The organism is Pararobbsia alpina, assembly GCF_965118125.1.
Taxonomy (GTDB): domain Bacteria; phylum Pseudomonadota; class Gammaproteobacteria; order Burkholderiales; family Burkholderiaceae; genus Pararobbsia; species Pararobbsia alpina_A.
The window spans coordinates 1,659,580-1,684,588 of the sequence record NZ_OZ221288.1 but is presented as its reverse complement, the minus strand read 5'-3'; the positions used below and the strand labels follow the sequence as shown (position 1 = coordinate 1,684,588).

Annotated in this window: 26 protein-coding genes; 6 read left to right on the top strand and 20 right to left on the bottom strand. The window is 59.9% G+C overall.

Annotation, left to right across the window (positions count from 1 at the left end; all coding sequences use genetic code 11):
• Positions 1-7: 7 nt before the first annotated feature.
• Together ACMFWR_RS25665 and ACMFWR_RS25660 are read right to left on the bottom strand one after the other, a co-directional pair.
• A complete protein-coding gene (locus ACMFWR_RS25665; protein WP_413195193.1) occupies positions 8-682 on the bottom strand; it encodes a VOC family protein in 675 nt (224 codons plus the stop codon).
• Between the two features lie 270 nt (positions 683-952).
• On the bottom strand, positions 953-1,399 hold the full coding sequence (locus tag ACMFWR_RS25660; protein ID WP_413195192.1) for an Ohr family peroxiredoxin: 447 nt from the start codon (positions 1,397-1,399) through the stop codon (positions 953-955).
• A 197-nt stretch (positions 1,400-1,596) separates the two neighbouring features.
• Here ACMFWR_RS25660 and ACMFWR_RS25655 point away from each other — a divergent pair, with 197 nt between their 5' ends.
• Positions 1,597-2,058, top strand: coding sequence for a MarR family winged helix-turn-helix transcriptional regulator (locus ACMFWR_RS25655; RefSeq protein ID WP_413195191.1), 462 nt, complete (start codon positions 1,597-1,599; stop codon positions 2,056-2,058).
• A 393-nt stretch (positions 2,059-2,451) separates the two neighbouring features.
• Positions 2,452-3,537 (top strand): porin, encoded by a 1,086-nt coding sequence (locus ACMFWR_RS25650; protein ID WP_413195190.1) that lies wholly within the window; start codon positions 2,452-2,454, stop codon positions 3,535-3,537.
• Between the two features lie 134 nt (positions 3,538-3,671).
• On the opposite strand, the gene ACMFWR_RS25645 is transcribed toward ACMFWR_RS25650, so the two are convergent.
• From ACMFWR_RS25645 to ACMFWR_RS25620, 6 genes are all read right to left on the bottom strand, one after another.
• Positions 3,672-4,598, bottom strand: coding sequence for a hypothetical protein (locus ACMFWR_RS25645; protein WP_413195189.1), 927 nt, complete (start codon positions 4,596-4,598; stop codon positions 3,672-3,674).
• Between the two features lie 16 nt (positions 4,599-4,614).
• A complete protein-coding gene (locus ACMFWR_RS25640; protein WP_413195188.1) occupies positions 4,615-5,469 on the bottom strand; it encodes a GNAT family N-acetyltransferase in 855 nt (284 codons plus the stop codon).
• Positions 5,441-5,887 (bottom strand): GNAT family N-acetyltransferase, encoded by a 447-nt coding sequence (locus tag ACMFWR_RS25635; protein WP_413195187.1) that lies wholly within the window; start codon positions 5,885-5,887, stop codon positions 5,441-5,443. The genes ACMFWR_RS25640 and ACMFWR_RS25635 overlap by 29 nt, the downstream gene beginning before the upstream one ends.
• A 167-nt stretch (positions 5,888-6,054) precedes the next feature.
• The gene (locus ACMFWR_RS25630) at positions 6,055-7,074 is read right to left on the bottom strand and encodes an alcohol dehydrogenase (protein WP_413195186.1); all 1,020 of its coding nucleotides are present in this window, start codon (positions 7,072-7,074) and stop codon (positions 6,055-6,057) included.
• Positions 7,075-7,225: 151 nt separating this feature from the next.
• Entirely contained in the window at positions 7,226-7,636 is a 411-nt protein-coding gene (locus ACMFWR_RS25625) for an SRPBCC family protein (RefSeq protein ID WP_413195185.1), read from the bottom strand.
• Positions 7,633-7,956 carry an ArsR/SmtB family transcription factor gene (locus ACMFWR_RS25620; RefSeq protein WP_413195184.1) on the bottom strand — a complete coding sequence of 108 codons (324 nt, stop codon included), beginning with the start codon at positions 7,954-7,956 and terminating at the stop codon, positions 7,633-7,635. The genes ACMFWR_RS25625 and ACMFWR_RS25620 overlap by 4 nt, the downstream gene beginning before the upstream one ends.
• Before the next feature lie 154 nt (positions 7,957-8,110).
• Here ACMFWR_RS25620 and ACMFWR_RS25615 point away from each other — a divergent pair, with 154 nt between their 5' ends.
• Positions 8,111-8,581: a VOC family protein gene (locus ACMFWR_RS25615; protein ID WP_413195183.1), complete on the top strand. Its 471-nt coding sequence runs from the start codon at positions 8,111-8,113 to the stop codon at positions 8,579-8,581.
• Here the strand turns inward: ACMFWR_RS25615 and ACMFWR_RS25610 are convergent.
• Together ACMFWR_RS25610 and ACMFWR_RS25605 are read right to left on the bottom strand one after the other, a co-directional pair.
• Positions 8,578-9,387 (bottom strand): hypothetical protein, encoded by an 810-nt coding sequence (locus ACMFWR_RS25610; RefSeq protein ID WP_413195182.1) that lies wholly within the window; start codon positions 9,385-9,387, stop codon positions 8,578-8,580. The two genes, ACMFWR_RS25615 and ACMFWR_RS25610, sit on opposite strands and share 4 nt — an antisense overlap.
• Positions 9,388-9,488: 101 nt before the next feature.
• On the bottom strand, positions 9,489-10,421 hold the full coding sequence (locus ACMFWR_RS25605) for a fatty acid desaturase family protein (RefSeq protein WP_413197348.1): 933 nt from the start codon (positions 10,419-10,421) through the stop codon (positions 9,489-9,491).
• Positions 10,422-10,907: 486 nt separating this feature from the next.
• Between ACMFWR_RS25605 and ACMFWR_RS25600 the strand changes: the two genes are divergently transcribed.
• Positions 10,908-11,498, top strand: coding sequence for a TetR family transcriptional regulator C-terminal domain-containing protein (locus ACMFWR_RS25600; RefSeq protein ID WP_413195181.1), 591 nt, complete (start codon positions 10,908-10,910; stop codon positions 11,496-11,498).
• A gap of 114 nt (positions 11,499-11,612) precedes the next feature.
• Positions 11,613-12,341, top strand: a complete 729-nt coding sequence (locus ACMFWR_RS25595) for a cysteine hydrolase family protein (protein ID WP_413195180.1) — start codon at positions 11,613-11,615, stop codon at positions 12,339-12,341.
• A gap of 19 nt (positions 12,342-12,360) precedes the next feature.
• On the opposite strand, the gene ACMFWR_RS25590 is transcribed toward ACMFWR_RS25595, so the two are convergent.
• Positions 12,361-13,647 (bottom strand): adenylosuccinate synthase, encoded by a 1,287-nt coding sequence (locus ACMFWR_RS25590; RefSeq protein ID WP_413195179.1) that lies wholly within the window; start codon positions 13,645-13,647, stop codon positions 12,361-12,363.
• A gap of 137 nt (positions 13,648-13,784) precedes the next feature.
• Between ACMFWR_RS25590 and gcvA the strand changes: the two genes are divergently transcribed.
• Entirely contained in the window at positions 13,785-14,660 is an 876-nt protein-coding gene (gene gcvA / locus ACMFWR_RS25585) for a transcriptional regulator GcvA (RefSeq protein WP_413197347.1), read from the top strand.
• Positions 14,661-14,781: 121 nt separating this feature from the next.
• On the opposite strand, the gene ACMFWR_RS25580 is transcribed toward gcvA, so the two are convergent.
• The 9 genes from ACMFWR_RS25580 to ACMFWR_RS25540 form a co-directional block, all read right to left on the bottom strand.
• A complete protein-coding gene (locus ACMFWR_RS25580) occupies positions 14,782-15,858 on the bottom strand; it encodes a Gfo/Idh/MocA family protein (protein ID WP_413195178.1) in 1,077 nt (358 codons plus the stop codon).
• A 44-nt stretch (positions 15,859-15,902) separates the two neighbouring features.
• Positions 15,903-16,739, bottom strand: coding sequence for a carbohydrate ABC transporter permease (locus tag ACMFWR_RS25575; RefSeq protein ID WP_413195177.1), 837 nt, complete (start codon positions 16,737-16,739; stop codon positions 15,903-15,905).
• 1 nt (position 16,740) lies between these two features.
• Complete coding sequence (locus tag ACMFWR_RS25570) at positions 16,741-17,667, bottom strand: carbohydrate ABC transporter permease (RefSeq protein WP_413195176.1); 927 nt, start codon at positions 17,665-17,667, stop codon at positions 16,741-16,743.
• Positions 17,664-18,986 (bottom strand): ABC transporter substrate-binding protein, encoded by a 1,323-nt coding sequence (locus ACMFWR_RS25565; RefSeq protein WP_413195175.1) that lies wholly within the window; start codon positions 18,984-18,986, stop codon positions 17,664-17,666. The genes ACMFWR_RS25570 and ACMFWR_RS25565 overlap by 4 nt, the downstream gene beginning before the upstream one ends.
• An 81-nt stretch (positions 18,987-19,067) precedes the next feature.
• Positions 19,068-20,177: a LacI family DNA-binding transcriptional regulator gene (locus ACMFWR_RS25560; RefSeq protein ID WP_413195174.1), complete on the bottom strand. Its 1,110-nt coding sequence runs from the start codon at positions 20,175-20,177 to the stop codon at positions 19,068-19,070.
• Between the two features lie 330 nt (positions 20,178-20,507).
• The gene (locus tag ACMFWR_RS25555) at positions 20,508-21,161 is read right to left on the bottom strand and encodes a VC0807 family protein (protein ID WP_413195173.1); all 654 of its coding nucleotides are present in this window, start codon (positions 21,159-21,161) and stop codon (positions 20,508-20,510) included.
• Positions 21,162-21,171: 10 nt separating this feature from the next.
• Positions 21,172-21,354: a hypothetical protein gene (locus ACMFWR_RS25550; protein ID WP_413195172.1), complete on the bottom strand. Its 183-nt coding sequence runs from the start codon at positions 21,352-21,354 to the stop codon at positions 21,172-21,174.
• Positions 21,351-22,571 carry a PepSY-associated TM helix domain-containing protein gene (locus ACMFWR_RS25545; protein ID WP_413195171.1) on the bottom strand — a complete coding sequence of 407 codons (1,221 nt, stop codon included), beginning with the start codon at positions 22,569-22,571 and terminating at the stop codon, positions 21,351-21,353. Before ACMFWR_RS25545 ends, ACMFWR_RS25550 begins: the two co-directional genes overlap by 4 nt.
• Positions 22,572-22,679: 108 nt before the next feature.
• Positions 22,680-24,899, bottom strand: coding sequence for a TonB-dependent siderophore receptor (locus tag ACMFWR_RS25540; RefSeq protein ID WP_413195170.1), 2,220 nt, complete (start codon positions 24,897-24,899; stop codon positions 22,680-22,682).
• Between the last annotated feature and the right edge of the window lie 110 nt (positions 24,900-25,009).

The following is a 25,009-nucleotide window of genomic DNA, read 5'->3' as shown; positions in this document are numbered from 1 at the left end:
TGAGCGACTACTTCGAGGCAGGGTTGCCTGCCTGCTCGCGCACGATGTAATCGGCGTACCAGTCGGGCCAGTTGTCGTCGTGATGACCGAGTTGCTTTTCGTACTCGCCATGCGCCGCGGCAGCGCGGCGCAGCGCGCCTGCCAACTCGACGGAGGACGAGAACACGGTGTCGCTTTCGCTGACGCGGCCGGGCAGGCGCGTCGTGATCTCTTGAAAGACCCAGCCGTTTCCATCCGGATCGCTGAACGACGCGAATGAGCCGTAGCTGCGTCGTTGCGGTTGCAGGCCGCTGACGCGTGCTTCGGTGCCCGCGTGGTGGAACACACCGCCGGCGTCGTGGAAGACTTCGCTGACTTCGATGCCACGATCGACTAGCGCGGCGCGTGCAGCGACGACATCGGATACGGTCAAATGCAGCCCTTGCACCGAGCCCGGCGCCTGCGTCGTCACGCCTTTGCCGAACAATACCGAGCACTGCGAGCCCGGCGGCGTGAAATGAACCACGCGGAACTGCTCGTTCGTGGAAAGATCGACGTCGAGTTTCCAGCCGAGCTGCGTATAGAACGCCTTGGCACGATCGATATCGGCGACGGGAATGACGACGACCTCGAGTTTCATGTCGACGGACTGCGTGGATTGAGCTGCAGACTGAGTGTCGGCGAGCGTCTGTGTATCGTTCATGACAAGGTCCTCGGATTCGGATGATGGCTCGGCGGCGATGCTGCGCGACATGCGTGCAAGCGCGCTGCCTGGGTACGGCAAAACCAGGTGGATGTGCGGCGTGTCCGGGCATGCCCGGCGGGTTCGCCTCTGACAGTGCATGTCGGCAAGCGTATAGCGCCTGCACAACGCTTTCAGACCGACATCGTCAATCGAGTTGACGATGCCCGCATGCTCCGGATCGACAGCTTGATGCGCGCTATCGACCCGGAGCGTCCGCGGTAGCGCCGCTTATTGCGTGACGACGTTCAGCGCGAGGTCGATGTTGCCCTTGACGGCCTTCGAGTACGGGCAGATTTCGTGCGCGAGATGGACGACGGCTTCGGCGAGCTTCTGTTCGACACCGGGCAGGCGCACCGTGAACTCGGCGCCGAGGAACCAGCCAGGACCGGTCTGGCCCACGTCCACGCGAATATCCACCGCATAGCCTTCCGGCAGCGTCAGCTTCTTGAGCGACGCAGCGATGCCCAACGCGGTGATGTAGCAGGCCGACCAGGCGCCGGCGAACAGTTGTTCGGCCGTCGGGTGCGGCTCGACGGCGTCGAACGAATAGTCCACACCGCCGGGAGCCGACAGCTTGAGATCGACCACGCCGTGGTCGCCGCGCTGGACGCTCGGGTCGCGATTGACAACGGTATGGGTCGTGCCGGAGAAGATGACTTTTTCGATCGTGGTCATGATGGGTTCCTCAAGTTAAGTGCGCGGTAACTAATTCAATCGGATGCGATGCAGTCGAATGCGATTGAACGCATCTTGATCGTGGCGATTCGGGCTGTCAAGCAATTTCGATCGGTTGCGAATTCATCGCATGCGATGTATCATTGGCGCGTCCATGGCACGGGCGCGTGCGTATGCGCCACAACACAGGGATTCCCATGAAATCGAACCCGAGCAACAACGCGGCAAATGCGAAGCTGGCCGACTTTCTGTGTTTCGCGGTCTATTCGACGAATCTGGCATTCGGCAAGGTCTACCGGCCGATACTCGAGGCACTCGGCCTGACCTACACCCAGTACGTCACGATCATTGCGCTGTACGAACAGGACAATCAGACCGTGCATGGCCTCGGCGAGAACCTGTTTCTCGAGTCGAACACGCTGACGCCGATTCTCAAGAAGCTCGAAGGGTTGGGCTATGTCGAGCGAGCGCGCGATCCGCAGGACGAGCGTCAGGTACGTGTGAGCCTGACCAAGAGCGGCAAGCGGCTTCGCGAGAAGGCGTTCGCGATCGATCTCAACGATGCGTGTGGGCTGACGCCGGAGCAGTTCTCGAAGCTTCAGCAGGAAATCGTCGCGCTGCGAAGCAGTCTCGTCAGGTCGCTTGAGGATGAGGCTTGAAAACACGTTGGACGATGTCGCGTTCTGTCCACGGTGACCGTTCGGCTTGGGAGGGTTATCCCTTGCCGCAGCGGTCCGTTCAATGCGTGAGCATTTAGATGCAAGCCAATTACCTATTTAATATGTGCGCTTGCTGATGCGCATTGGCTTAAGGCTGTGATTCAAATCCACTCAAAACGCATCAAGCCTGCCTTTAAACCGGATCTCCACCACACTTTGTTTAACGCGCTAACTGCTTGAATGCGCTGTCAAACCCTTGTGGCAAGGCTTTCCGGATTCAATGCTTTGGGAATAGGTGGTTACCCACCCTCGAAGTTGCATATTCTTTGGAAATATCATCCACCACGACTCATACGCCGGATTAGGCCGGCGTAAATAATGACAGGGGATGATATGAAAAGAACCGCCGCAGCGCTCGGCACTGCACTGCTTGCCCTCTCAGCTCACTCCGCTTATGCACAAAGCTCGGTCACGCTCTATGGCCTGATCGACACCAGCGTGCGCTATGTGAATAACACCACCCCGACGAACGACGGCACGCTCTCGATGGGCGAAGGCGTGGAAACGCCGAGCCGTTTCGGCTTGAAGGGCAGTGAAGATATCGGCGGTGGTACGTCGGTGATCTTACGCCTCGAAAATCAATTCCAGTCGTGGACCGGTAAGCTCGACAACAGCAGCAACCGCCTGTTCCAGCGTCATGCGTGGGTCGGCGTGTCGAACAGCCAATACGGTTCGTTCACCATCGGTCGTCAGCAAACGCCGTTCTTCGACGTGATGGGCAATATCTATGACCCGTTGACCGTCGGCGACTTCTGGCAAGACAGCTGGATCTACAACCCGGTCGGACCGTTCCTGTTCACGGACAGCTCGCTCAAGTATCAAGGCGACTTCGGCGGCCTGCATGTGGAAGGCATGTACGGTGTGGGCGGCGTTGCCGGCCACAATGGCGAAAACGCGATGTACGCGTTCACCGCGTCGTACACGCTGGGTTCGTTGTCGGCGGACGTCGGCTTCCAGCAAAACGACGTGTCCGGCAAGAAGTTCAACATCGTCAACGTCGGTGTGAATTTCGCGCTGACGACGCAGCTCAAGCTGCTTGGCGGCTGGTTGCATTCGCAAGACAACACGGGTCTCGCCGATGTCGATATGCAACAGGCCGGCGCACCGAAGCTGCCGTTCGTGAGCCCGAACCGGATCGACGACGCGCTGTACGCGGGTACGCAATGGCAGGTCACGGCGCCGCTGGCGATCACGGTGGCGGGTTACTACGACCACGCACGTAATGCTGCGACGCTGGATGGCACGCTTGGCGTCGGCATCAACTACTCGGCGACGGTGCTTGCCGAGTACTCGCTGTCGAAGCGCACGGAAATCTACGGCACGGTCGACTTCACGCGTGGCAACGGTGCGTTCCTTGCGGACTATCCGGGTCGTAACAATCAGACCGGTGTTGCAATCGGCCTGCGCAATATCTTCTAAAGACGACGTCCGGCTTGAGCCGGATCTCGCTTGAGGAAATCGCGACGCATACGCGCGCGTTGTTCGGGAGCGATCCCGACACGCTGTGTATGCGTCGTTTTGTTTTGTGTTTCGTTCTTTGTGTTCGCCAGGCTTTAGCGAAGCGGCAACGTTCGCACTGCGCTCGCTTGCGCCGCGGATTGGGTGCGATCGATCCAGTAGACACGATCGCGCACATCGTCGATCGTGACACCCCGCGCATCGCTGAAGTCATCGGCGATCACGGTGACATCGCCATCGCTCGCGATCCTGCACACGCTGTTTTGACCGCACTTCGTGAACAGCTGCCCCGTGTGATCGACAGCCAGCAGATCAGGGGAATTGACCTGCGCCAGCACCTTGTTCGGCGTGACCGGTTGTTGCGAATCGAGCACAACGTTCAGGTCGGCATCGACGACGCAATGGTTCGTCTGATCGGTGATGTAGATGTGGTCGCGGAAGACGGCCACGCCGATGGGTTTGCCGAATCCGGTCAGGACATCACGTTCGGTTGCGCTGTGCGTCCTGGCGTCATATGAAATCAGGCTGACGCCGCCCTTGAGCGGCTGATTGTCTTCTTTGACAAACCAAGTCGAAAGCAGCTTGCCCGGGCTCACGGGCGTGAGGCCGAGTCGGCGGCGTTTGGGATCGAGTCCGCTGAGCGCGACGGCGGGGCCCCGTTGAGCGATTTCAAACACACCACCTTGGGATCCAAAACCAAACCGCGCGACGAACAGCAAGTTCGGCCCTGCGAAGACCAGTTCGCTCAGGCTGTTGGGTTGTCCGGCGACGGTGCCCACGGTCGCGTAGGGCGTGAAGTGAAGGCCGTCCGTCGACAGCAAGACGCTGTTGGACGCATCGTCGGTCATGAACAGCGCACCGTCCTCGGTGCGCACCGCGATCCCGTTCGGGCGAGCGTCGATGTTGACACGCTGTGGCGAGACACTCGCGTCCTTCGTCGCGCAGCCTGTCACCAGGAATGCAAGGGCGACAGCACCTGCGAGGCGTCGTCGTGTGCTCTTCGTTGCACGAGATAGCGTCATGACCGCTCCGGGTGTTTTAAGCGGGCTCCCGGCACAGGCTGCCTACGCGCGCCTCCGGCCTGAAGCCCAATGCCTGGTAGATTTTCCCCGCATGATAGCTTTCATCGGCGACCATGACGAACACATTGGCACGAGCGGCCGTCATCTGCGTGACTTCGCTCACGAGCGTCTTGCAGATACCCTGATTCCGAAATGCTTCGCCGGTCAGCACGGACTGGAAGCGGCCGATGCCGTCGAGGAAGAACAAGCCGAGGCTCCCTGCAAGCTCTCCATCGATAAATGCGCCCCACCAATTGCCGAATCCACGTTCGATCAGGCGCTGATAGGCCTTCTCTTGATGCGCCATAAAGCGCTGCGAGGTCACGTCGTCGGGGTTGGGCATATCGCCCAATTGCATGGCTGACCAGGTATCCCAGTCTTCCTGAGAGCGGAAGGGTCGGACGTCGACGTGCGCGCGCGATGTGACGGGGACGATGTCCGACGGCTTCGCCGCGAGCACTTCATAGAGCGTAGCGTCATAGCCCTGCGCAATAAAAGCGTCCAGATCGACTTCTTCCCTCGGGTATTCCGGCCACGTAAAGGTGCGATGCGCAATCCGCGGCGGCACGCCCACGAGCCTCGCGAAATCCCGCTCGATACGGCCGAGATCCGAAATCAAAGGACGTTGAGGCAAGACAAGCAGATTGCCAAAGAAATACTCGGGCGCGTCGGGCGTACGGACCACTGTGTAGCCGTCTTGTGCTTCGACGATTCCGCTTTGCTCATGCAAGCGCAGGTCAGTGGACAGCCCCAGATTGGACTCAAGCTTCAGCATCGTTGTGGCAGTGGGTTGCGGCGACGCGCTATCGCTGGCATTCAGGCGCTCTGACATAGTAGATGTCCCACTCGGATTCGTTGACCTTCACGAATCCATGTCGCAGGTAAAACCGGTTGGAGTCGCTGTCGCGCAATGCGCCGACTCTGACCGGCAGCGATTGCGAGTCGGCCTCATCGAACACCGAGCTGAGTACGGCGGCGCCGATACCTTTGCCCTGGTGCTCCGGAAGGATATACAGATGCTCGAGCGCGAAGTGATCTTCGGCTGGCTTGAACACGATAAAGCCGGCGCACTGTCCATCGGCCACGATGAATTTGCAGTACGCGGGTTCGAACGTGGCCAGAAAGCGATCTCTTGCGCGTTGAGGATCGAAGCGGCCGATGCGTTCGAGACTTTCCCGCATGGCTTCAATACGCATCGCCACGAGCGTGTCGGCGTCCGTGAGCGTGGTCTTTGCGAATATCACCTTCATCTGAGCGTGCGCGCCGCCTTGGTCGGCGGTGTTTCTTTGCGAAGCCGATATGATACTCGCGCAGGTACTGTTTTCGCCTGGGGCGCGTGATGCTGACTTGAGTGGCGGCACGGGACTCACATCGCGGTGCGGATCACCGTGCCTTCTTTCAGGGCGTACGCCAGCGGTCACTTATCCGGTGTGATCACCACTCTGAAGCGCGCCTTGCCGCTCATCATGCGGTCATAGGCTTCGGGCGCCCGGGATAGCGGATATTGCTCGATCATCGGTTTGACGCCGGACAGCGCGCTGAACGCGAGCGTTTCCTGGGAATCGGCCGCCGTACCCGACGGCCAGCCCTGGACGGATTGCCGACCCATGATGAACTGTGCGACCGGGACTTCGACCGGCTCCGTCGAGATGCCGACCACGATGAGCTTGCCGTTAAGGCCGAGTCCGCCGATGACCGCGCTCATGGCCTTGCCGCTCGTGACCGTTGCCAGGATCACGCGTGCGCCGCCGAGCTTTTGCAAGGACTCTGCGACGTTTTGCGCTTCGCTGTCGATGTAGTGATGCGCACCGAGTTGTTTCGCCAATGGCGCCTTGTCCTGACCGCGTGCGATGGCCACGGTGATAAAGCCCATTTTCCGGGCGAATTGCACGCCGAGGTGTCCGAGGCCGCCGATGCCGAGCACTGCGACGACATCACCGGCGTGCGCGCCGCTCTTGCGTAGCGCATTGAATGTCGTGATGCCGGCGCAAAGCAATGGCGCGGCATCGACGTCCGACAGGTCATCGGGCATGCGCGCCAATGCCTCTTGCGGCGCCACCATGTATTGAGCGTATCCGCCGTCGTAACTGATCCCCGGCACGAGGCCGTTTTTACACAGCACGAAGTCTCCGTGGCGGCAATTCTCGCAGAGGCCGCAGTGGCCGCCATGCCAGCCCACGCCGATGCGTTGCCCGACTTGCCAGCCTTGCACGCCCGCGCCGAGCTTTTCGATCACGCCGGCAATTTCGTGCCCGGGCACGCGCGGATATTGAAGGCCTGGCCAGTGTCCCTCTTTGGTCAGAGAGTCGCTATGGCAGACGCCGCACGCCTGCACCTTGATCAACACGTGTCCGTCTGACGGGTCCGGAATGTCGCGCTCGACGATTTCAAAGGGACCACCCGCTTTCGTGACCTGCACTGCCTGCATGGTTCGCATCACTGCTCCTGAGAGTGGAAGGAATCGCTACGGTGTGCGTGAGAATGCTGCGCCACAGAGGATACTCGGGTGCTTCATTCTGCGCGGACCGGCATGTCCGCCACACAACCGTGGTCACGATTCCTTAAGCCGCTATCAGGCGCTGCAATGATCAAGCCTGCTGATCCAGTACCTTTTCGAGCGAAGCGAAGAAATGCTGCCATCCGCCCTTCGCACCTTGGTAGGCCTGTTCCTGATCGGTACGGAAGCCGGCTTGCTCCATGCGGAGATGCGTGCCTGCCGCAGTGGGCGTGAGCGTCCATGTAACGACACTCTCGAGGCCATACGCCGACCATGTATAGGACAGAGTCTTGTTCGGCTCGATCTCCATCACCTGGCATTCCACCGAGCCCCAGTCTGCACTCAGGCGAAACCGATGATCCGCGGCAAGCTGAAAATCGTTTTTCATGAGCCACTGCTCGATCAGGTGCGGCTGCGTGAGCGCGCGCCAGAGCTTTTCCGGCGCATGCGCGAACTCGCGTTCGACAACGACCGAGCGTACTTCCGTCGACTTTTCGTTCATTGGTCCATCCTCTTGAGAAGGTCATCCAGCGCGTCGAATCGGCTCTCCCAGAACTGAGCCATCTGACGCGTCCAATCGACAAGCGGGGCCAGTGCGCCGATCTGCGCGCTGTAGTGGGTCTGACGCCCTTCGTGACGGTCGAGCACGAGCCCGGCTTGCTTAAGCACGCCAAGGTGCTTCGATACGGCAGGCTGCGATACGCCGGACTCCGCTGTCAGCGCCCAGACGGTCTGTTCCCCTTCTCGACACAGACGCTCGAACAGCGCGCGTCGTGTCGGATCGCCAAGCGTTTTGAACAGGACATCGTGAGCATTCTGCATCGCGAATCTATAACTGAGTGGTTATGGATTTAAATATAACCATCGAGTTATGAATCGTCAAGCGGCACATCACACGAGAAATTCACTTGCCGATTCGTCGATTTGTTTCGAAGCTTGTCATGTCCATTCACCCTCAACGTCGGGAGATTCGACAATGACTGATGCCTACCGCAGCAAGGGATGTTCGAGTGCGCTGTCTTATCAGGACCCCAAGACTGCCTTTCGCTGGCTGGAGTCAGCGTTCGGATTCGAGCCGATATTCGTCATACTCGATGCCGACGGTAATCTTGCCCACTCGGAAATGTCATACGGCAATTCTGTCGTGATGATCGGCTCGGAATGGAGCGACGACCACAAGAGCCCGCGTTCCGTCGGCGGCAAGAACACACAGTCCGTCCACGTACAGCTTGCAGAGGGTGAGGATATCGACGCGCATTGCGCGCATGCGCGAGCGGCGGGGGCGACGATCCTGATGGAGCCGCAGACGCAGTTCTACGGCGATCGCAGCTATCGTGCGAAGGATCCAGAAGGCCATATATGGACCTTTGGCGTCACCGTGCAGCGGATGACGCCGGAAGAGTGGGACAAGGCGAGCGGGCTGATCACGAAAAAGCGTCTCGATTAACGCTCATCCTCTCGCGCAGTGTCGTGCACACGCCTCTGCGCAGGCCGCTGCGGAAGCAACGCGACGCAGCCCACGATGAACACGAGAAGAATGCCGGACGCATAGAACCGGCTGATCTCGAGGCCGCCTTGTGCAATCGGCTTGTCGAGCAGATCGCCAAGCGTTGCACCGAGCGGCCGTGTGAGCACGAACGCAGCCCAGAAAATCGCGGTACGCGATACGCGCGTCGCCAGATACAGCGCCCCGACGATCACGAGCCCGGCGCAGAAGATCGCTGCGCCCACTTCGTAGCCGAGACCGAACCCGCCACGATCGTCGCCCGCAACCCAATCGCCCAGCGCCGTGCCCAGCGTTTGAGAAAACAGGATCGTCACCCAGTAAAACCATTCGACGCGAGGTTTCGCGACGCTGTCGACCGCGATCGAACCTTCCGTGCGATACCAGATGGCGAGACTCACAACGAGCAGCGTGCAAATGATCGCGACACCACCGGGATAGCCAACGCCCAGCGAACGGTCGCAGAAGTCGGCAAGCGTCGTGCCCAGCGTCGTCGTCGCCACGATCGTCGCCCAATACAGCGACGGATAAAACGCGCGGCTGCGAATCTGGCCGAACACGAGCACGACAAAGGCCACGAGGAAAATCAGCGTGCCCACGAGATAGCCGAGGTTCAGCGACATCGTGACCCAGTCGCCACCCGTCTCGCCCAGCGTCGTCGCAGCGATCTTGATAATCCAGAAGCCGAGCGTCAGCGCAGGGACTTTGCTGACAGCATGCTCGGCGGTACTACGGTAATCGACAGTCACAAGATGCTCCTTCTGCGGTGCAATAAGTCTGCGCATTCGGTGCAACTTTATGTGCCGCTACCTTAACTTTCGCTTAACTTAAAAATCTTCCAGGTGACGCTTTATTTCAGTGGCATCGCGCGCGTGGGGCCGCGGAACTGACGAAGTGCTGCGCGGAAATACGGTGCCGGTTCACGCAGCGGCATCGACATGTCTGCGTGGCTTTCGGAGCCGATACTGCGTTCGTGAGTCTGCTCCGCGTATGTTGGCAACGTCGTCCATGGCAAGGTCGGATGCTGATGATGCAAGCGATGAAGATGATGATTCATCGTGATCGTTTGCCAGAACCGAGGCAGCTTGAAGTTGCGTGCACGGCCGGGCTCATCGAGCGCGACATCGAAGTGCGGCAGATTGTCGGCCAGCGAGATCCAGACGCCGCGCAACAGCATCACGCCGAGCAGCACAGGCCAAGCGTCGCCGTAGAACCGGAATGCGGCCCCATACACGATAAGCGTCAGAATCCAGTCGCGACGTGTGCGGCTGCGCCGCTTGGGGTCGGTCGCGAAGTTCACATAGTGACGCTGCACCTGCTCGCCGACGGGGCCCTTTGCGCTGATGGCCCTGACGATCTGCGCGCTCGCCATGCGTGTCGGCATGAACGCAAGCAGCGGCGCCACGATTTCACTCGCATACGTGCCGCCCAGCAGTCGTGCGTAGTACACAAGTCGCGCACGCCACAAAGGCCCGGTCCCATCGTAAAGATCCGGCTGATCGTAGGGCTCACGCGTGAAGCGATGATGCATGAGATGACCAAACCGCACGGCGTCAAATGGCACACCCAGCGCGACCGCGAGCAGGCGAGCGACCGTTTCGTTGAGCCGTCGCGATGCGAAGAGCTGACTGTGAATGCCTTCGTGGATGAGTCCCCAATGCGTCGGCGTCAGCACGACGATCGGCACGACAAGCAGCAGCGCGACAGCGCCGTATGCACGCAGCAGTACCGCAAGGCCGAAGAGTTGAACGACGGATGCGACGACGACGATCGTCAGAAGCATCACGTTTAAACGCACCGGGATGGGAGGGCGGCGAAGCGGTGCCGATCGCGCATCGCGCGAGTCGGTCGTCCGGGAGATCGTCACAGGGTGGCGAAGAGTCATGCAGGGCTTACGCTCGTAAGGAACAAGGAAGCGAGCGGCCCAAGCTTGCCGATCGCGCGCGACAGTGAAATCGCGAGCAAGCTAATCCGATGAACATTGCAATCCGATGAAAAATGATGCGGCGTTGATGCGCGCTTCATTACCGTTGCTTCTGCCCGACTCAGCCCTACCCAACTCGGCCCAACCCAACCTGACTTGCGCTGGGGGCCGGGGCCCGCTTCGTTTGGCTTTGTTAGAGCGGGACCTGGGCTGGCGCCCAACTTCGATTTCACGTGGCGTCGACTGAGCCGGGCCGAGGTGTCGGCAGGCACTGCCGGCGCTTGACACAAAATAGATGACCAGTTACTTTATTATCCATTCAAGACACCGATCTGCTTCACGCTCATGCCAAGACCCGCCAACCCCGAAGTGCGCAGCCGACTGTTATCGATCGGACGCGACGTGGTGCTCGATAGAGGATTCAACGGCTGCGGCGTGCAGGACATCACGGCCGCGGCAAGCGTGCCGAAGGGCTCGTTCTACAACTACTTCGAAACGAAAGAGGCCTTTGCGGCCGAGATCGTCGAGCAATATTGGCAATCGATCGAGGACAGGCACGGTCCGATCCTCTACGACGCGCGCATCAAGCCGCTGAACCGGATCGCCCGGTTCTTCCACGCGGTCAGCGAGGACCACGGCCGCGAGAACTTCAAGCTGGGCTGCCTGATCGGCAATTTGTCGCTCGAGCTGTCGAACACGAGCGAAAGCACGCGCATCAAGCTCGCCGATCTGTTGCGTCGTTGGGAAGGTGCACTCGCGGCGTGCCTGACGGAAGCCCAGGAACGGCGCGAACTGGCCGCGCATATCGACGTGAGCGAACTTGCACAGATCCTGGTCGAGGCCTATGAAGGCGCCTTGATGCGCGGCAAGGTCGAACAATCGGGCGACGCCTGCGACCGGTTCGAGCGCGTCGTGCTGCCCCGTCTTCTCGCCTGATTTTTTTGGAGTTTTTATAAAGCGACTGGTCACGTATGTTTGTGCGAGTCGTGAGATGCGGCCCGGAAAGGCATCGGGCTGACTTGTCGAAGTGTCTCTAGCGAAGAGGTGGATATGAGTAACGCAAGCACGATCCAGCAAGGTGGCGTCAACCTGTACGCGGATCCGGCCGAACCCGGGCTGCCCGAGACAGGGTTCAAGCTGGACCGCAGCAAGGCGGCGCTGGTCGTCGTCGATCCCCAAAACGACTTTCTGAGCCCGACGGGCGCGAGCTGGCCCTTTTTTGGCGAGAGCATCACCGAGAACAATACGGTCGAGCATATCGAGCAGCTGCTCAAAGGTTTCAAGGCGCTGGACCTGACGGTCGCCGTGTCACCGCATTACTACTATCCGTACGATCATCACTGGCATTTCGGCGGCCCGCTCGAGAAGGTCATGCACAACATCAATATGTTCGAGCGCAAGGGCCCCACGACGCTCGAAGGGTTCGAAGGCTCGGGCGCCGACTTCCTCGAGCAATACAAGCCCTATCTTCTTGATGGCAAGACGATCATCGCGTCACCGCACAAGGTGTATGGCCCGGAAACCAATGATCTGGTCCTGCAGCTGCGCAAGAAAGGCATCTCGCAAGTCGTGCTGGCCGGCATGGCGGCCAACCTGTGCATTGAGTCCCATCTGCGACAACTCATCGAACAAGGATTCGAAGTGCTCGTCGTGCGCGATGCGACTGCCGGTCCGCGCGTGCCTGAAGGAGACGGCTATCTCGCTGCCATCATCAACTATCGCTTCCTTGCCCACGCGCTCTGGACGACCGAGCAGACGTTGGCCGCGCTGAACGCGTGATCGGACGCGTCAAAGCGTCTTAACTCGCAAACACATCGCGAAGCACGATCGTGTCTTGGCGTTCCGCGCCGGTGGTGATCATCGACGCGGGCACACCGGTCAGTGCTTCGATGCGTTTGATGAGGTGCTGTGCCTGCAGGGGAAGGTCTGCGAACCGTCGAATGCCCTGGACGGCTCCGGCCCATCCATCCAGCGATTCATAGACGGGCCGGACGCATGACGTCGCTGCGATATGTGTCGGCATGACATCGGTCAGCACGCCGTCGATGTCGTAGCCGACACACAATTCGATGCGTTCGAAACCATCGAACACGTCGAGCTTGGTCAGCGCGAGCGAGTCGATACCCGACACGATCACCGCCTTGCGGAGTTGCGCGACGTCGAGCCACCCGCATCGGCGCGCGCGCCCTGTATTGACGCCAAATTCACGTCCCTTCGCGCGAAGCGACTCGCCCGTTTCGTCATTGAGCTCCGTCGCAAACGGACCGCCACCCACGCGAGTTGCATAGACCTTCGTTACGCCGAGCACATGTCCGATCTTCGATGCGCCAATTCCGGTGCCTGTCGCGGCGGCCGAGGCGACGGTGTTCGACGACGTGACGTACGGATACGATCCCCAGTCGATATCGAGCATGACCGCCTGCGAGCCTTCGAAAAGGATCCGTTTCCCTTCGGCGTGCGCCTTGTCGAGGATCGACCAGGCCGGACGGACGAAAGGCAGGATCCGCGGCGCAATGTCCAGCAGCGCGGGCAACATCGAGTCCTTGGTCACCGTTTCGAGCCCCAGGCCCTTGAACCACGCATTGTGATGCGCAAGCAATGCGTCGACCCGGCTCGACAGCGTCGACGGATCCGCGAGGTCAGCGATACGGATGGCGCGGCGGCCGACTTTATCTTCGTATGCCGGCCCGATGCCTCTTAGCGTCGTACCAATAGGCTCGTTGCGAAGCTTCTCTTGGGCAGCGTCGATGAGGCGGTGGATCGGCAGAACGAGCACCGCATTCTCGGCAATCATTAAATCCTCGGGCGTCACCGTGAGGCCCAACGCCTCAACCCGCGCGATTTCCGCGAGCAGCGCTTCGGGGTCCAGTGCGACACCATTGCCGATGACACCCGGCTTGTTGCGTACGAGGCCGCTTGGCAGCAGGGCGAGCTTGTAGGTTTTGCCGTCGACCACGAGCGTATGCCCGGCATTGTGGCCGCCGTTATAGCGCGCGACGATATCGGCGTCTTGGGCCAGCCAGTCGACAATGCGCCCCTTGCCTTCATCACCCCATTGCGCTCCGACCACGACGACATTCGACATTCAGCAACCTCATGTGAGAAAAACTCGGAACCACCGTTTTCGGCGATCCGCAGACGGCTGCTAATATAGGTCGGTACGTCCGTGATGCTCAATCGATAAATTCTCGTTGATCGTGTGATAAAAAATCACATGAAGACCTGGTGAGAAAACTTCCTCCCCTCAATTCGCTGCGCGCTTTTGAAGCCGCAGCGCGACTCGGCAGCGTTTCGCTCGCGGCCGATGAGCTCTGCGTAACGCACGGCGCGGTAAGTCGTCACATCCAGCAACTTGAGGCGTGGATGGAATGCACGCTGTTTGAGCGGCATAACCGGCGCGTTGTGCTGACCGACGCGGGAAGCAGCTATCTCGCCGAGATCGGCGCATCGTTCGACCGCATCGCCATTGCGACGGCGCAGCATATGCAGAGAGGCGGGCAGCGTGTGCTTCGTGTGAGCGCACCGGCGACGTTTTCGTTGCGTTGGCTTGTTCCGAGGCTGTCGTCGTTTCAGCTGGCCAACCCGAATATCGAAGTCCGCCTCAGCACCTCGAACGAGCCCATCGAAAAGCTTCGCGAGTCGGTCGATCTGATTATTCGTGGCGGGCCGCAGAACATCGATGGCTATATCGCCGAGGAATTTCTGTCCGAGGCACGCCTTCCGGTGTGCTCGCCCAAGCTTCTCAAAGCGAAGAAGTTGCGCAAGCCCCAGGACCTCGAGCATTTCACGCTGCTTCACACCGCGACGTATCCACGCATGTGGCCCGACTGGCTGGCGGCGGCAGGGTGCCCTGATCTCAAGCCGCAGCAATCGCTGACGCTCGCCCATTTTTATCTGACGCTTCAGGGCGCGCTCGATGGATTGGGCGTTGCAATGGGGCCGATTGCGCTGGTGGCAGACGATATTGCCGAGGGCCGGCTTGTGTTGCCATTCGACAAGCCGACGCTGGATCCGTGGCGGTATTTCACGTACGTGGCCGCGGCGCGCGAAAACGATGCGGCGGTGCGCGCGTTCAAAGAGTGGTTGGTGAGTCGTTAAGCGAGCAGCGCGCATGCTCCGCGCGTACGCTCTCGAGGTCCAACGCCCAACGCATATCAGCTTGCGTTGCCCCTCGATGGGCAAGCGCATTCGTCGATCGTTTGACGCGCGGCGCGAAACATCAATCCATCAACGCCAGCATGTCGCCGAAAATCACAAGGTCTTCGCGTGCGTCGGACAGCGACGTTTTCGGCGATTTTCCGGTTGTCGCGTTGTCGTAAAAGGCACGCCACTCGATGACAAACGAATCGGTCCGGGTCGCATAACTCGACGATTGGTCGACGCCAACCTGATCGCTCGCCCGCGTAACCTGCAGCTTCGCAGGCAGATTCCTCACGTAAGGCGTGTCGTATTCGACGCGAACGACTTCCGTGTTCGTATAGACCTCGAGATGCGCGTCGAACCGTGCGATCTGATCGATTGCGGTTTCGTACTGGCACACATAGTGTCCATAGTCGATCGCTGCCGTCAGCGCGAGCCCGCCGAGACGCTGCGTGGCGTGAAGAATGCGTTTTGGATAGCCGAGCAGCTCACGCATCGCCGAAATATCGTGGCTTCCAAGCCCGAGCAGGATCTCATAGGCACGCGCCTTGGCCCCGCCGCTGACACCGATCGCCGCTTCCACGGCTTGAGCCATGGCGCGCTTCGCATCATCGATCGACTGCGTAGCGATATCGGTGCCGCGAATGACGCGCGAAGTCTGACCGATGATCAGCGAGTTCATACCGATCACGTCGTGAACGCGCGCAAGAATGATGTTGTCGCGCATCGTCGAAATGCGTTCGACCGCAGCGGTGAACGCCGGCGCATAGCGCCGCATGAAGCCGACCTGCACGAACACGCCCGAGCGTGCTTCGGCTTCAAGCAATGCATCGGCTTGCTGCAAATTGATGCACATCGGCTTTTCCACCATCACATGCTTGCCGGCCGACATGGCGGCCAGCGCGACCTCGCAGTGATACACGTGCGGATTCGCGATCAGCACGACATCGACGTCCGCGCTCGCAATGAGATCCTCGTAGCGGAGATACCGCTTAGCCGAAGGCACCCATGCACCGACACCGTCGAGCACCACCTGACTCACGTCACATAGCGCGGTGACATCAAATAACTCGGGCAACTCGCGCAGCGCCGGAAGGTGAATGATTTGCGCGACTTCGCCACAGCCGACGATACCGACTCGAAGAATGCGTGACACGTTCGAATTCCTTGTATTGAAGTTGGACTGCGATCTGCGTGCACTCAGCCTTTAACCCCACCGCTGACCGCGCCGTACGCGACGTATTTCTGCACGCCAAGAAAAAGAATGAAAGTCGGAATCAACGTCACCGTGGCGGCGGCCATCAGGCTGCCCCAGTCGGTCGAGTATTGCTGCATGAACATCGTGATGCCAACGGGCAACGTCATGGCGTCGTCGTCACGCAAAAAGATATTGGCCACGAAAAACTCGTTATACGAAAACAGGAACGAGAAGATCGAAATCGCCGCGATGCCCGAGCCGGAGAGCGGTAGCACGATGCGAAGAAAGGTACCGAACGGCGAGCAGCCATCGACAAGCGCGGCTTCCTCAAGCTCGCGCGGGATCGTGTCGAAGAACGAACGAGCCATCCACGTCGCGAAGGGCAGTTGCACGACGGAGTACACGATGATCACGGAGATCGGACTGTTGATGAGATCCGCCTTGCGAAACAGGATAAACAGCGGAATCAGCGCAAGAATGATCGGGAACATCTGCACGACAAACAACGCACGCGCGTACCCCGTGAGCAAACGTCCCTTGTAGCGCGAGAGCGCATAGCCTGCGAGCGCCGCGGCCACCACGCTGACGATCGTCGCGCCGCCTGACACGATCAGACTGTTGATGAGGTAGGTCCAGAATTTCGTGCGGCCGCTGAGATAGACGAAATTCGCGAACGTCGGATGCTCGGGAATCAGATGCCTTGCCGTGGTGAGCTGCTCGGTGGTCTGAAATGAATTGAGCACCATCAGGATGACGGGCAAGTTGATCGCAAGCGTGATGATCGCCAGCACGACGAACCTGCGCCATTGTCGAGCCGGTGTGTTGCGGACTTCGCTCATGTCACGACTCCTTGCGACGCAAGAGAATGACGACAATCACCATCAGCAACGCGAGCGTGACAAACGACGTTGCCGACCCGAGCCCGACGTTGTTGCGACCAAACGTGTAGCGATAAGCGAGCAGCACGAGATTCTCGGTCGCATTTGCAGGGCCACCCTGAGTCAGCAGCCACGGCGTGTCGAAGTCGTTGACGGTCCAGATCGTCATCAACAGACACAACACGATCGAGATATTCCGTATCTGCGGCAGCGTGATATGGAAAAACGCCTGCCGGGCCGTCGCACCGTCGATTTCTGCGGCTTCATACATTGAGCGGTCAATCCCTTGCAGCGCGGCCAGCAACGACAACATCATGAACGGGAAGCTGCGCCAGACCTTGATCACGATGACGGTGGCTTGCGCCCAATGGCTGTCGCTCAGGAAGTAAACAGGCTGTCCGCCCAGGCCGACGATGACCTGATTGATGAGCGCGCGCTCGTCCGCGATCATCCATCGCCAGCTCACGATCGAAACGATTGAAGGCACGATCCACGGCAGCAAGAGCGCGATGCGGAAAAAGCCGCGGCCTGGAAGGTGTTGATTGGTCAATAGCGCGAGTGCAAGGCCCAGCGAATAGCACCCAATGATATTGAACACGGCGAACACCACGCTGAACCAGAGCGCGTTGTGGAAATCGTCGGACGCCGCGAGGTGCACGTAGTTGTCCAACCCGACAAACGTGCCGGGTCGCAGCAACGTGCCGTTCATAAAGCCGTCTTCGAAGCCGATGATCATGGGCCATGCAATGACGCCGGCGATCATCAGGATCGAAGGCAGCAGCAAGAGCAAAGGCAATGACTTTTCGCTTCGAAACCAGCGGCCTGCGCGCGACCTCTGGATCGCACGCGTGTGTTGCATGTCTCCCGCGTGCTCGGCGTGGCCGATCATTTCCCGTTCTCCGGCACCAGTTGCGACAAGCGGGATTGCGCCGCGCCGGTGATCTGGTCGAGCGGCTTTCCTTGCCAGAGTTGCTGCGTCATCGTCTGGAACGCGCCTTCGCCTTCGACGTCGTTCAGCGCGGGGAAGATGCCGGGCGCTTTAGTCGCCGTCGTTTTGCCGATGGGCACGTAGTCACGAATCACCTCGGACAGCTCGGCACTATTCGTGAAGTACGGATCCGATGCGAACGATTTGCGTACCGGGAGTTGACGCGTACCGCCGGCCGTCCAGAGCGCCTTCTCGTTATGCGACCACCATTTGAGGAAGGTCTTGACCTCATCCGGGTGCTTGGTCTGTTTGTAGACCATGATGTTATTGACCCAGTAAATCGTGCCTTTATCGCCGTGAGGTCCTGCGAGCGGCGGCACGATGCCGATCTGGCTGGCGGCGGCACCCGCGCTCGCGATATCGCCGGGACTGTCGAGATAGAACGCCGATTCGCCACGATAAAACGCTGCACGCGCATCGTCGGCGGTGTAGCCAGCGCTCGCCGGGCTGACCGAGCCGTCCTTCACCATGCCTTCATAGAAGCGCCACGCTTCCATGTTGCGGTCCGACGTCAGCGTGAGCTTGCGGTCCGGTGTGAATAGCGCGCCGCCGTTATTGAGCATGGCGGTATAGAGGTAGTGCGATCCGCCGGTGTCGCCCGAAGAAACCAGGCCGTATTTGCCCTTGCCCGTCACAGCCTTGGCGACTGCGCGAAGCTCACTCCAGTTGGTCGGCACCTTTTGATTGGCCGCTTGCAACAGATCCTTTCGGTAGTACCAGACGCGGATGTCGATACCCCAGGGTAGCGCCACGTAGTGGCCGTTGTACTTGAGTGTCTCCAGCGTGTTGGGCAGGAAATCCTTGTCGTCACCCGACGCCTTCATTTCGGCGACGAGATCGTCAAGCGGACGGATGGCGCCTTGATCGTAGAACTGAACCGCCTGATAGCCGGCCCCTGTCGAGATATCGGGCGCCGAGCCGGATCCGATCGCAGTCAGATAGGTCTGATACCAGTTATTCCATGGCACCGAGCGGTACTCGACCTGGATATCCGGGTGGGCCTTGTTGAAGTCGGTGACAAGGTTTTTTGCCGCGTCGATGTACGAAGGCGGACCCCAGATCATGTCCCAGAACTGAAGCTTGACCGGGTCTTTCGCTTGAGCCTGAAGCGGCATCAGCGCAAAGAGCGGCGCGAGTGTGAGTGCGGCTCCGAATCGCTTTAGGCATGTGCTTAGGGATGCTGATGATACGTATCGGTGAGCGGAGTTGGAAATGCCCATTTCTGTCTCCTTTCGCGCGAGGCGAAAATAGGATCGCGTGCCTGACGGCGCGTCCGTTCTTGTGGTGGGTACTTCGTCGAATCAGGTCGGCGCTTCCGAACGCATACGTTGCGTCGATTTGCCCTTGCGTGATTGCGGTACAGGCCCCGTCGAGTCTCTGATGACGAGTGTTGGCGTCAGCGTGACGGATTGCGGAGCGAATTCGGGGTCTTCGATGGCAGCCAGTGCAAATTCGAATGCGCGTTGCCCGAGCTCGGCCATGGGTTGTGCCACGGTGGTGAGCAGCGGAGCGAGATTGGTCGCAACGGAATCGTCAAAGCCGACAACGGAGATGTCGTCGGGAATGCGTAACCGGGCCTGATAAATGGCCTGAAAAGCGCCCATCGCCAGCACGTCGCAGCCGATGAACACCGCAGTCGGCGGATTGTCGAGCGCGAGCAAGTCCTGCATGGCGTTAAAGCCCGACGCGTTTTCTCCGCGCGAGCCTGGCACGTAGTAGCGAACAAGCCGAATCAGCGCGTCGTCGTCATCGAGACCGGATTTCGCTACCGCTTCGCGATACGCATCAAGGCGTTCTTCTTCGACCGAGCGTGGGCGACTGAACGTGCGTGGATAAAGCGCTGGGTCGCCGCCAATGAAAGCGATGCGGCGGTGTCCGAGTTCGATCAGATGCTGCATGCCGAGCTGTGCACCGGCACGATTGTCGACGAATACGGTATGCGTTTCTCCGCGCTGATCGCGTTCGATCTGGACCACGGGAATCGCTTCGTCGACAAGGAGCTGAATGTTTTCCGCGCCGCGCGCGTAGGTGAATATGACGGCATCGACACGCCGCTCGATAAACCGCTCGACGCCCTCACGTTCGTGCTCGACCGTGCCGCTTTGCGTATAGAGGAAGACCTTGTAGCCGTGAGCCAGCGCTTCGCGCTCGATGCTACGGGCGACATGCGTGAAGAACGGGTTCTCCATCATGCCGTGGACGACATGCCCGATCGTGTAACTGCGATTGGAACGGAACCCCTTGGCGACGAGATTGGGCCGATAACCCAATTCGCTGGCGGCTTGTTCGATACGCGCTCTCACATCGTCGGCGACATAGCCTTTCGCACTCAACGCCCGCGCGACGGTCGCCTTCGATACGCCGACATGGTCGGCGATATCCATCAATGTGACGGTCCGAGTACGCGACATCAGGGGCTCCGAGGACTCAAAAGTCCGAATGAGAAAACCAATGTGATACCGATCTCACACGCAATATAGGAGTCGGATTTCGGAGCGTCAAGGAGATTTTCTATTGCGAATTTGTGCAATGCGGAAATGGAATTCGCTAGGGTAAACGAGGGATCGGGGGGGGTTGCGCGTGGTGGAGTGCACGCGACCGGCGGGTCGCTTCGATGCCCTGTATTGCTGTGAACGGAGGGTGTGCGATTTACGTGAGTGCGTAAGTGCGTACGTGAGTGAGTGCTTGCGTGAGTGCTTGCGGTAAAGCGCCCAAAGGCGATTGTTCGGACGAGCGGATTGTTATTCGCGTAAGCGTTTGATGTACAAGCGGCGGTAAAGAATCGTCCACACCGTCAGTCCGCCCCACACACCGTATCGCACGTACGTCGACAGGCGATCGCCGTCGTCAGCGTGATAGATCAGCCAGAATCGAATCGCATTTTCGGCGATGAGTCCGATGCCCCAGACTGCTGTCATGACGCGTATCGCGCGCACGATCGGCGGACGTGTTCGCCACAATTCATCGAATTGCGATTCGTTGCCTTGCTTTTCGCGTGACATGGTCGACCGTGCGAGGTAGAAGACAAGCGGTCGGTCCAGCAAGAGTGAGAGCAGGAACAGTGCGCCGGTAAAGCCACTCACGAGCGGATCCTCAGTAGCGATCGCCCAGTGCGCGGGCGCGAGCACGCTGACGAGCAGCGACATGACCACGGCTGACAGCGCGAGTGCGCTCAAAGCATCGAAGTGCTGATAGCGGAGAAGGTCAATGCCCATCCACACGATCAACGGCACGGCGGATGCGGTCAATGCGCCGGCTTGACCGAAATGACCGAAGGCGAGCCGATAGGCTGCAACGGGAAGCACGACATTGACGACCAGTGCGAGCGCGTAGCGAGCGGAGCGGACCATCTCGACCTTCTCCGGCCCCGGGGCGGAGCCATGCGAAGCGCTCATCTTAGACTGCCTAATCGGGGGTGCGGAATGGGATGAGTGCAATGCGCAAAGCAATCGCAACGGGCACGCCGATGGCGAACCAGGCAAGCGGGCGCCACATTGGGGCACCGAGCAGGGCGGTGAGCAACCCGAACATCGTGAGAGCGGCGAGGATCGAGGGCATCCGCCAGACGTGTCGCAGGAGAAGTCTCATGGGCTCGTCGCGTCACGGGAGGAAGTCACATCTGGCGATGCATGTGCGGCAAGCAGACGCTCGATGCGCGCAGTTTGCTGCTTGCGCCGTGCGACCCAAAGATAGAGCCCGCTACCCAACACAACGAGCGTCAACAAGTCGAGCAACACCCACAGCAGCTTGAGCGGCAGACCGCCGTAGTCTCCGAAATGAAGCGGCCTCGATATCTCCAGCGCACGCAGGTACCACGGCATGCCAAGCAACGTCGGAGTACCAGATTCGCGTGCGTTGACTAGCACCGGCGTAAACAACCGCGATGTCAGCGTACTGCTGCCGCGGCCCCACACAAGGTAGTGATCCGGGCCGCTCGACTCGCTGCCCGGAAATTCGATGCTCACGAACGTCGAGCTGGCTACCGTGCGCTGTGCCATATCGAACGCGGTTTGTACGAGGACGTGATGACCTGATGTCGTCGGATTCCGTGCGCCTGACGTCTCGCGCGCGTACGCGGCACGGCTGACATCGACATGTTGCCAAAGTGCGAACAGCGGCGTCGACAATTCGTTCATCAGGCCGGTTGCGCCCACAACGAGCGCCCATGCCACGGTGGTGATACCGAGTGCGTTGTGCAGATCGAGCCATCGCACTCGTATATTGCGATCGGTACGCACGGTGCCGAAGTCGAGTTTCTTCATGAACGGACCGTAGAGCACGATGCCAGTCGCAATCGCGAGCACGAACATCAAGGCCATCAACGCCAGAAACAGCTCGCCGGCAAGCCCCGCAAATAAATCCGTATGCAGGCGCAGCACGATATCCATGAACGAGTTGGACTTGGAGCCGGTGTTAGACACTTCGAGTACCTGCGCAGTGCGCGCGTCGAAGCGAATCGAATGTTCGACCCGGCTGTCAGCCGCCGCCGCTTTGAACGAAGGCGCCATCCACAGGTAAATCTGCGGCTCGTCGTCATCGATGTAAAGCGACACCACCACTTCCCGTGGAAATAGCCGATGTCCGGCGGCAACGATGTCGTCGAGATTCGCGCGCGGCGTATCTGCGGGCAACTCGATATACCGGTGCGGTTCGAGCCACTGGTGGAGTTCGTCGGAAAACACCAGCGGCAGCCCGGTCAGGCACAGCATGAACAGAAAGACGGTGCATACCAGGCTCGTCCAGCGATGCACGAGAAAGGCAGTGCGAAACGCGTTTGCCCCGTGCCGGGATTGAATTCCTGTCACCGGTTCGCCTCTTTGTGCTCGAGCCCGTGTGGTCCGGGCGCGCGCATCCGGTCCAACGAGACGTCATCAGTGGAGTTAGGCATAGGTCAAGAATTCATCCTGATTACGTTACCACTGATATGTTGCACGGCCGATGACGCTTCGGCGCAACCCGTAGCTGCAGTAGTTCGTCGACTGGCAATTGGCGTACACGCGATCGAACAGGTTCTGTGCGTTGACCGAAAGTCGCCAATGGTCAATGTCGTAGTGCACGAGTGCGTCGAACAACGTGGTCGAGGCCATTTTGACGTCGTTGGCCTCGTCCCCGTACTGCGGGCCCAGATAGCGCACGCCACCGCCGAAGCCCAGGCCCGCAAGCGGGCCACCTTGAAGCGTCTTGTCTGCCCACAGACTTGCCATATGGTGCGGTACGTTGGGCGCCTGGTTGCCCGCGAACCCCTGGTCGCTCGAAGCAACCACCCCATCCATATACGTGTAAGCGGCGGTGACGCTGAGCCCGGCGCCGAAGTCCGCAACACCTGAGAGCTCGATACCCTTGACGCGCTGAGCGCCGGTCTGGACGACGAAGTTGCCATCGGGATGGTCGAAGTCGGGCTCGACCACGTTCTTCTCGAGCGTGTTGTAAAGCGACAGCATGGCGAAGCTCTTTTGCCCGGCGGGCTGGTACTTGACGCCGACTTCAACGCTCTGTCCGGTCGTGGGTTTGAGGGCGGCGCCGTCAAACGTGTTGCCGAGACCGGGTTGAAACGACGTCGAATAGCTCACGTACGGAGCGAGGCCCGTATCGGACAAATACACGAGACCCGCGCGATAGGTGAACCGGCTCGAATCATTGTTCTGGTCGGTCAGGCCGGCAATGCGATCGAACTCGCTCGTGCGGGCCCAGTCCTCACGCACGCCGAATGTGCCGATGAGCTTGCCAAACTTGATCTGATCCTGCGCGTATAGACCGGTCTGGTCGACATGGTGCTCAACGCTGTAGTCGACACCCCCGAGCACGATCGGTCCTGCGCCATAGACGGGCGCATAAAGATTCAATGAAGGGACGGACGTTGCGTCGTTTTCGGCCCATTGATCGATGGAATGGACATAGTCGATGCCGACCAGGGCTGTATGCTTGAATGCACCTGTGTCGAAGTGAAACTCGGCCTGATTGTCGACGGTAAAAATGTTCGAACTCGCTTCTGCGGCAAAGCCGTAACGATCGATCGTCTGACCGTCGTCTTCGAGGCCCGCATTTCCGACGACCTCCTCGTCCAGTTTGACGTGCGTGTAGCGCAGGTTCTGACGCACGGTCAGCCAATCGTTGAATCGATGCTCGAATTCGTAGCCGATGGCCTCTTCGGTTCGACGAATGGAGTTGAAGTCAGGTTCGCCGTCAAACGTGTTCGTACCGATGCGTGTTCCGTTGGGTCCTTCGAACAGCGTGCCCTGTGAGGGCAGGTTAACCGTCGGATCGCTGCTGTTGCGATAGCTGAAATGGGAAAGCAATGTGAATGACGTATCGGCTGACGGCTTCCAGGTGAGTGCCGGCGCCAGGTACACATGCTTGTCGGTCTGGAAGTCTTGTTGCGAGCCCGTGGTGCTCGCATCGCCTGTAAAGCGGTAGAGCAGGGTCCCGTCGTGCGTCAGCGGACCGCCGATGTCGACCCGTGCATCGACGTCGCCGTAGCTGCCGATACCGAACGACGCCTCGTGCACCGGTTCCTCTGTGGGCCGCTTGGTCACGAGGTTGATCATGCCGCCGGGGATATTCTGGCCGTACAGCACGGACGACGGTCCGCGGAGCACGTCGATGCGTTCAAGTCCGTACGGATCATATGCCGGCGCGAGCAGCGTGAAGAACGTCTCGGTCGACAGCCCGTCGATATAGGGAAACTGATTCGGGAAACCGCGGACCACGAAATAGTCGATCGTCGTATCCAGGCCGCCGTACTGTTCCCCGATGACCCCAGGCGTATATCGCAGTGCTTGTCCGACGGTTTGTACGGCTTGTGCCTGCATCTGATCGGCCGTGATGACCGAGATCGATTGCGGCGTTTCGACGATCGGCGTGTCGGTCTTCGTCCCGGTCGCGCTGCGGCGGGCGACATAGCCGTCGATGGGGCTCGTCGCCGTTTCGCTCACTTGTCCATTGACCACGACAGGCGCGAGCGTCGTCTCGGGCGGAGCGGCCGGTGTGCCGGTGGCATCGCCTGCTGTCTGCGCGAATGCTCCGCTTGCCACGGCACACGCCATGGCGATCGGCACGAGACGTACTGCACGTGCCTGGCCCAGGAGGGTCGATTGAAAGGTTCCTGTTTTTTGAGTGCGCGTGTGTGCTGGCATCCCCGTCGTGTCCTTGCTTATGTCGAAATCTTTTGAGGGCGCGTGCATCGCAGCACCCCGAATTCGGGGCTGGATGTCCAGAGAATGAGAATCATTAATGTTTATGGGTA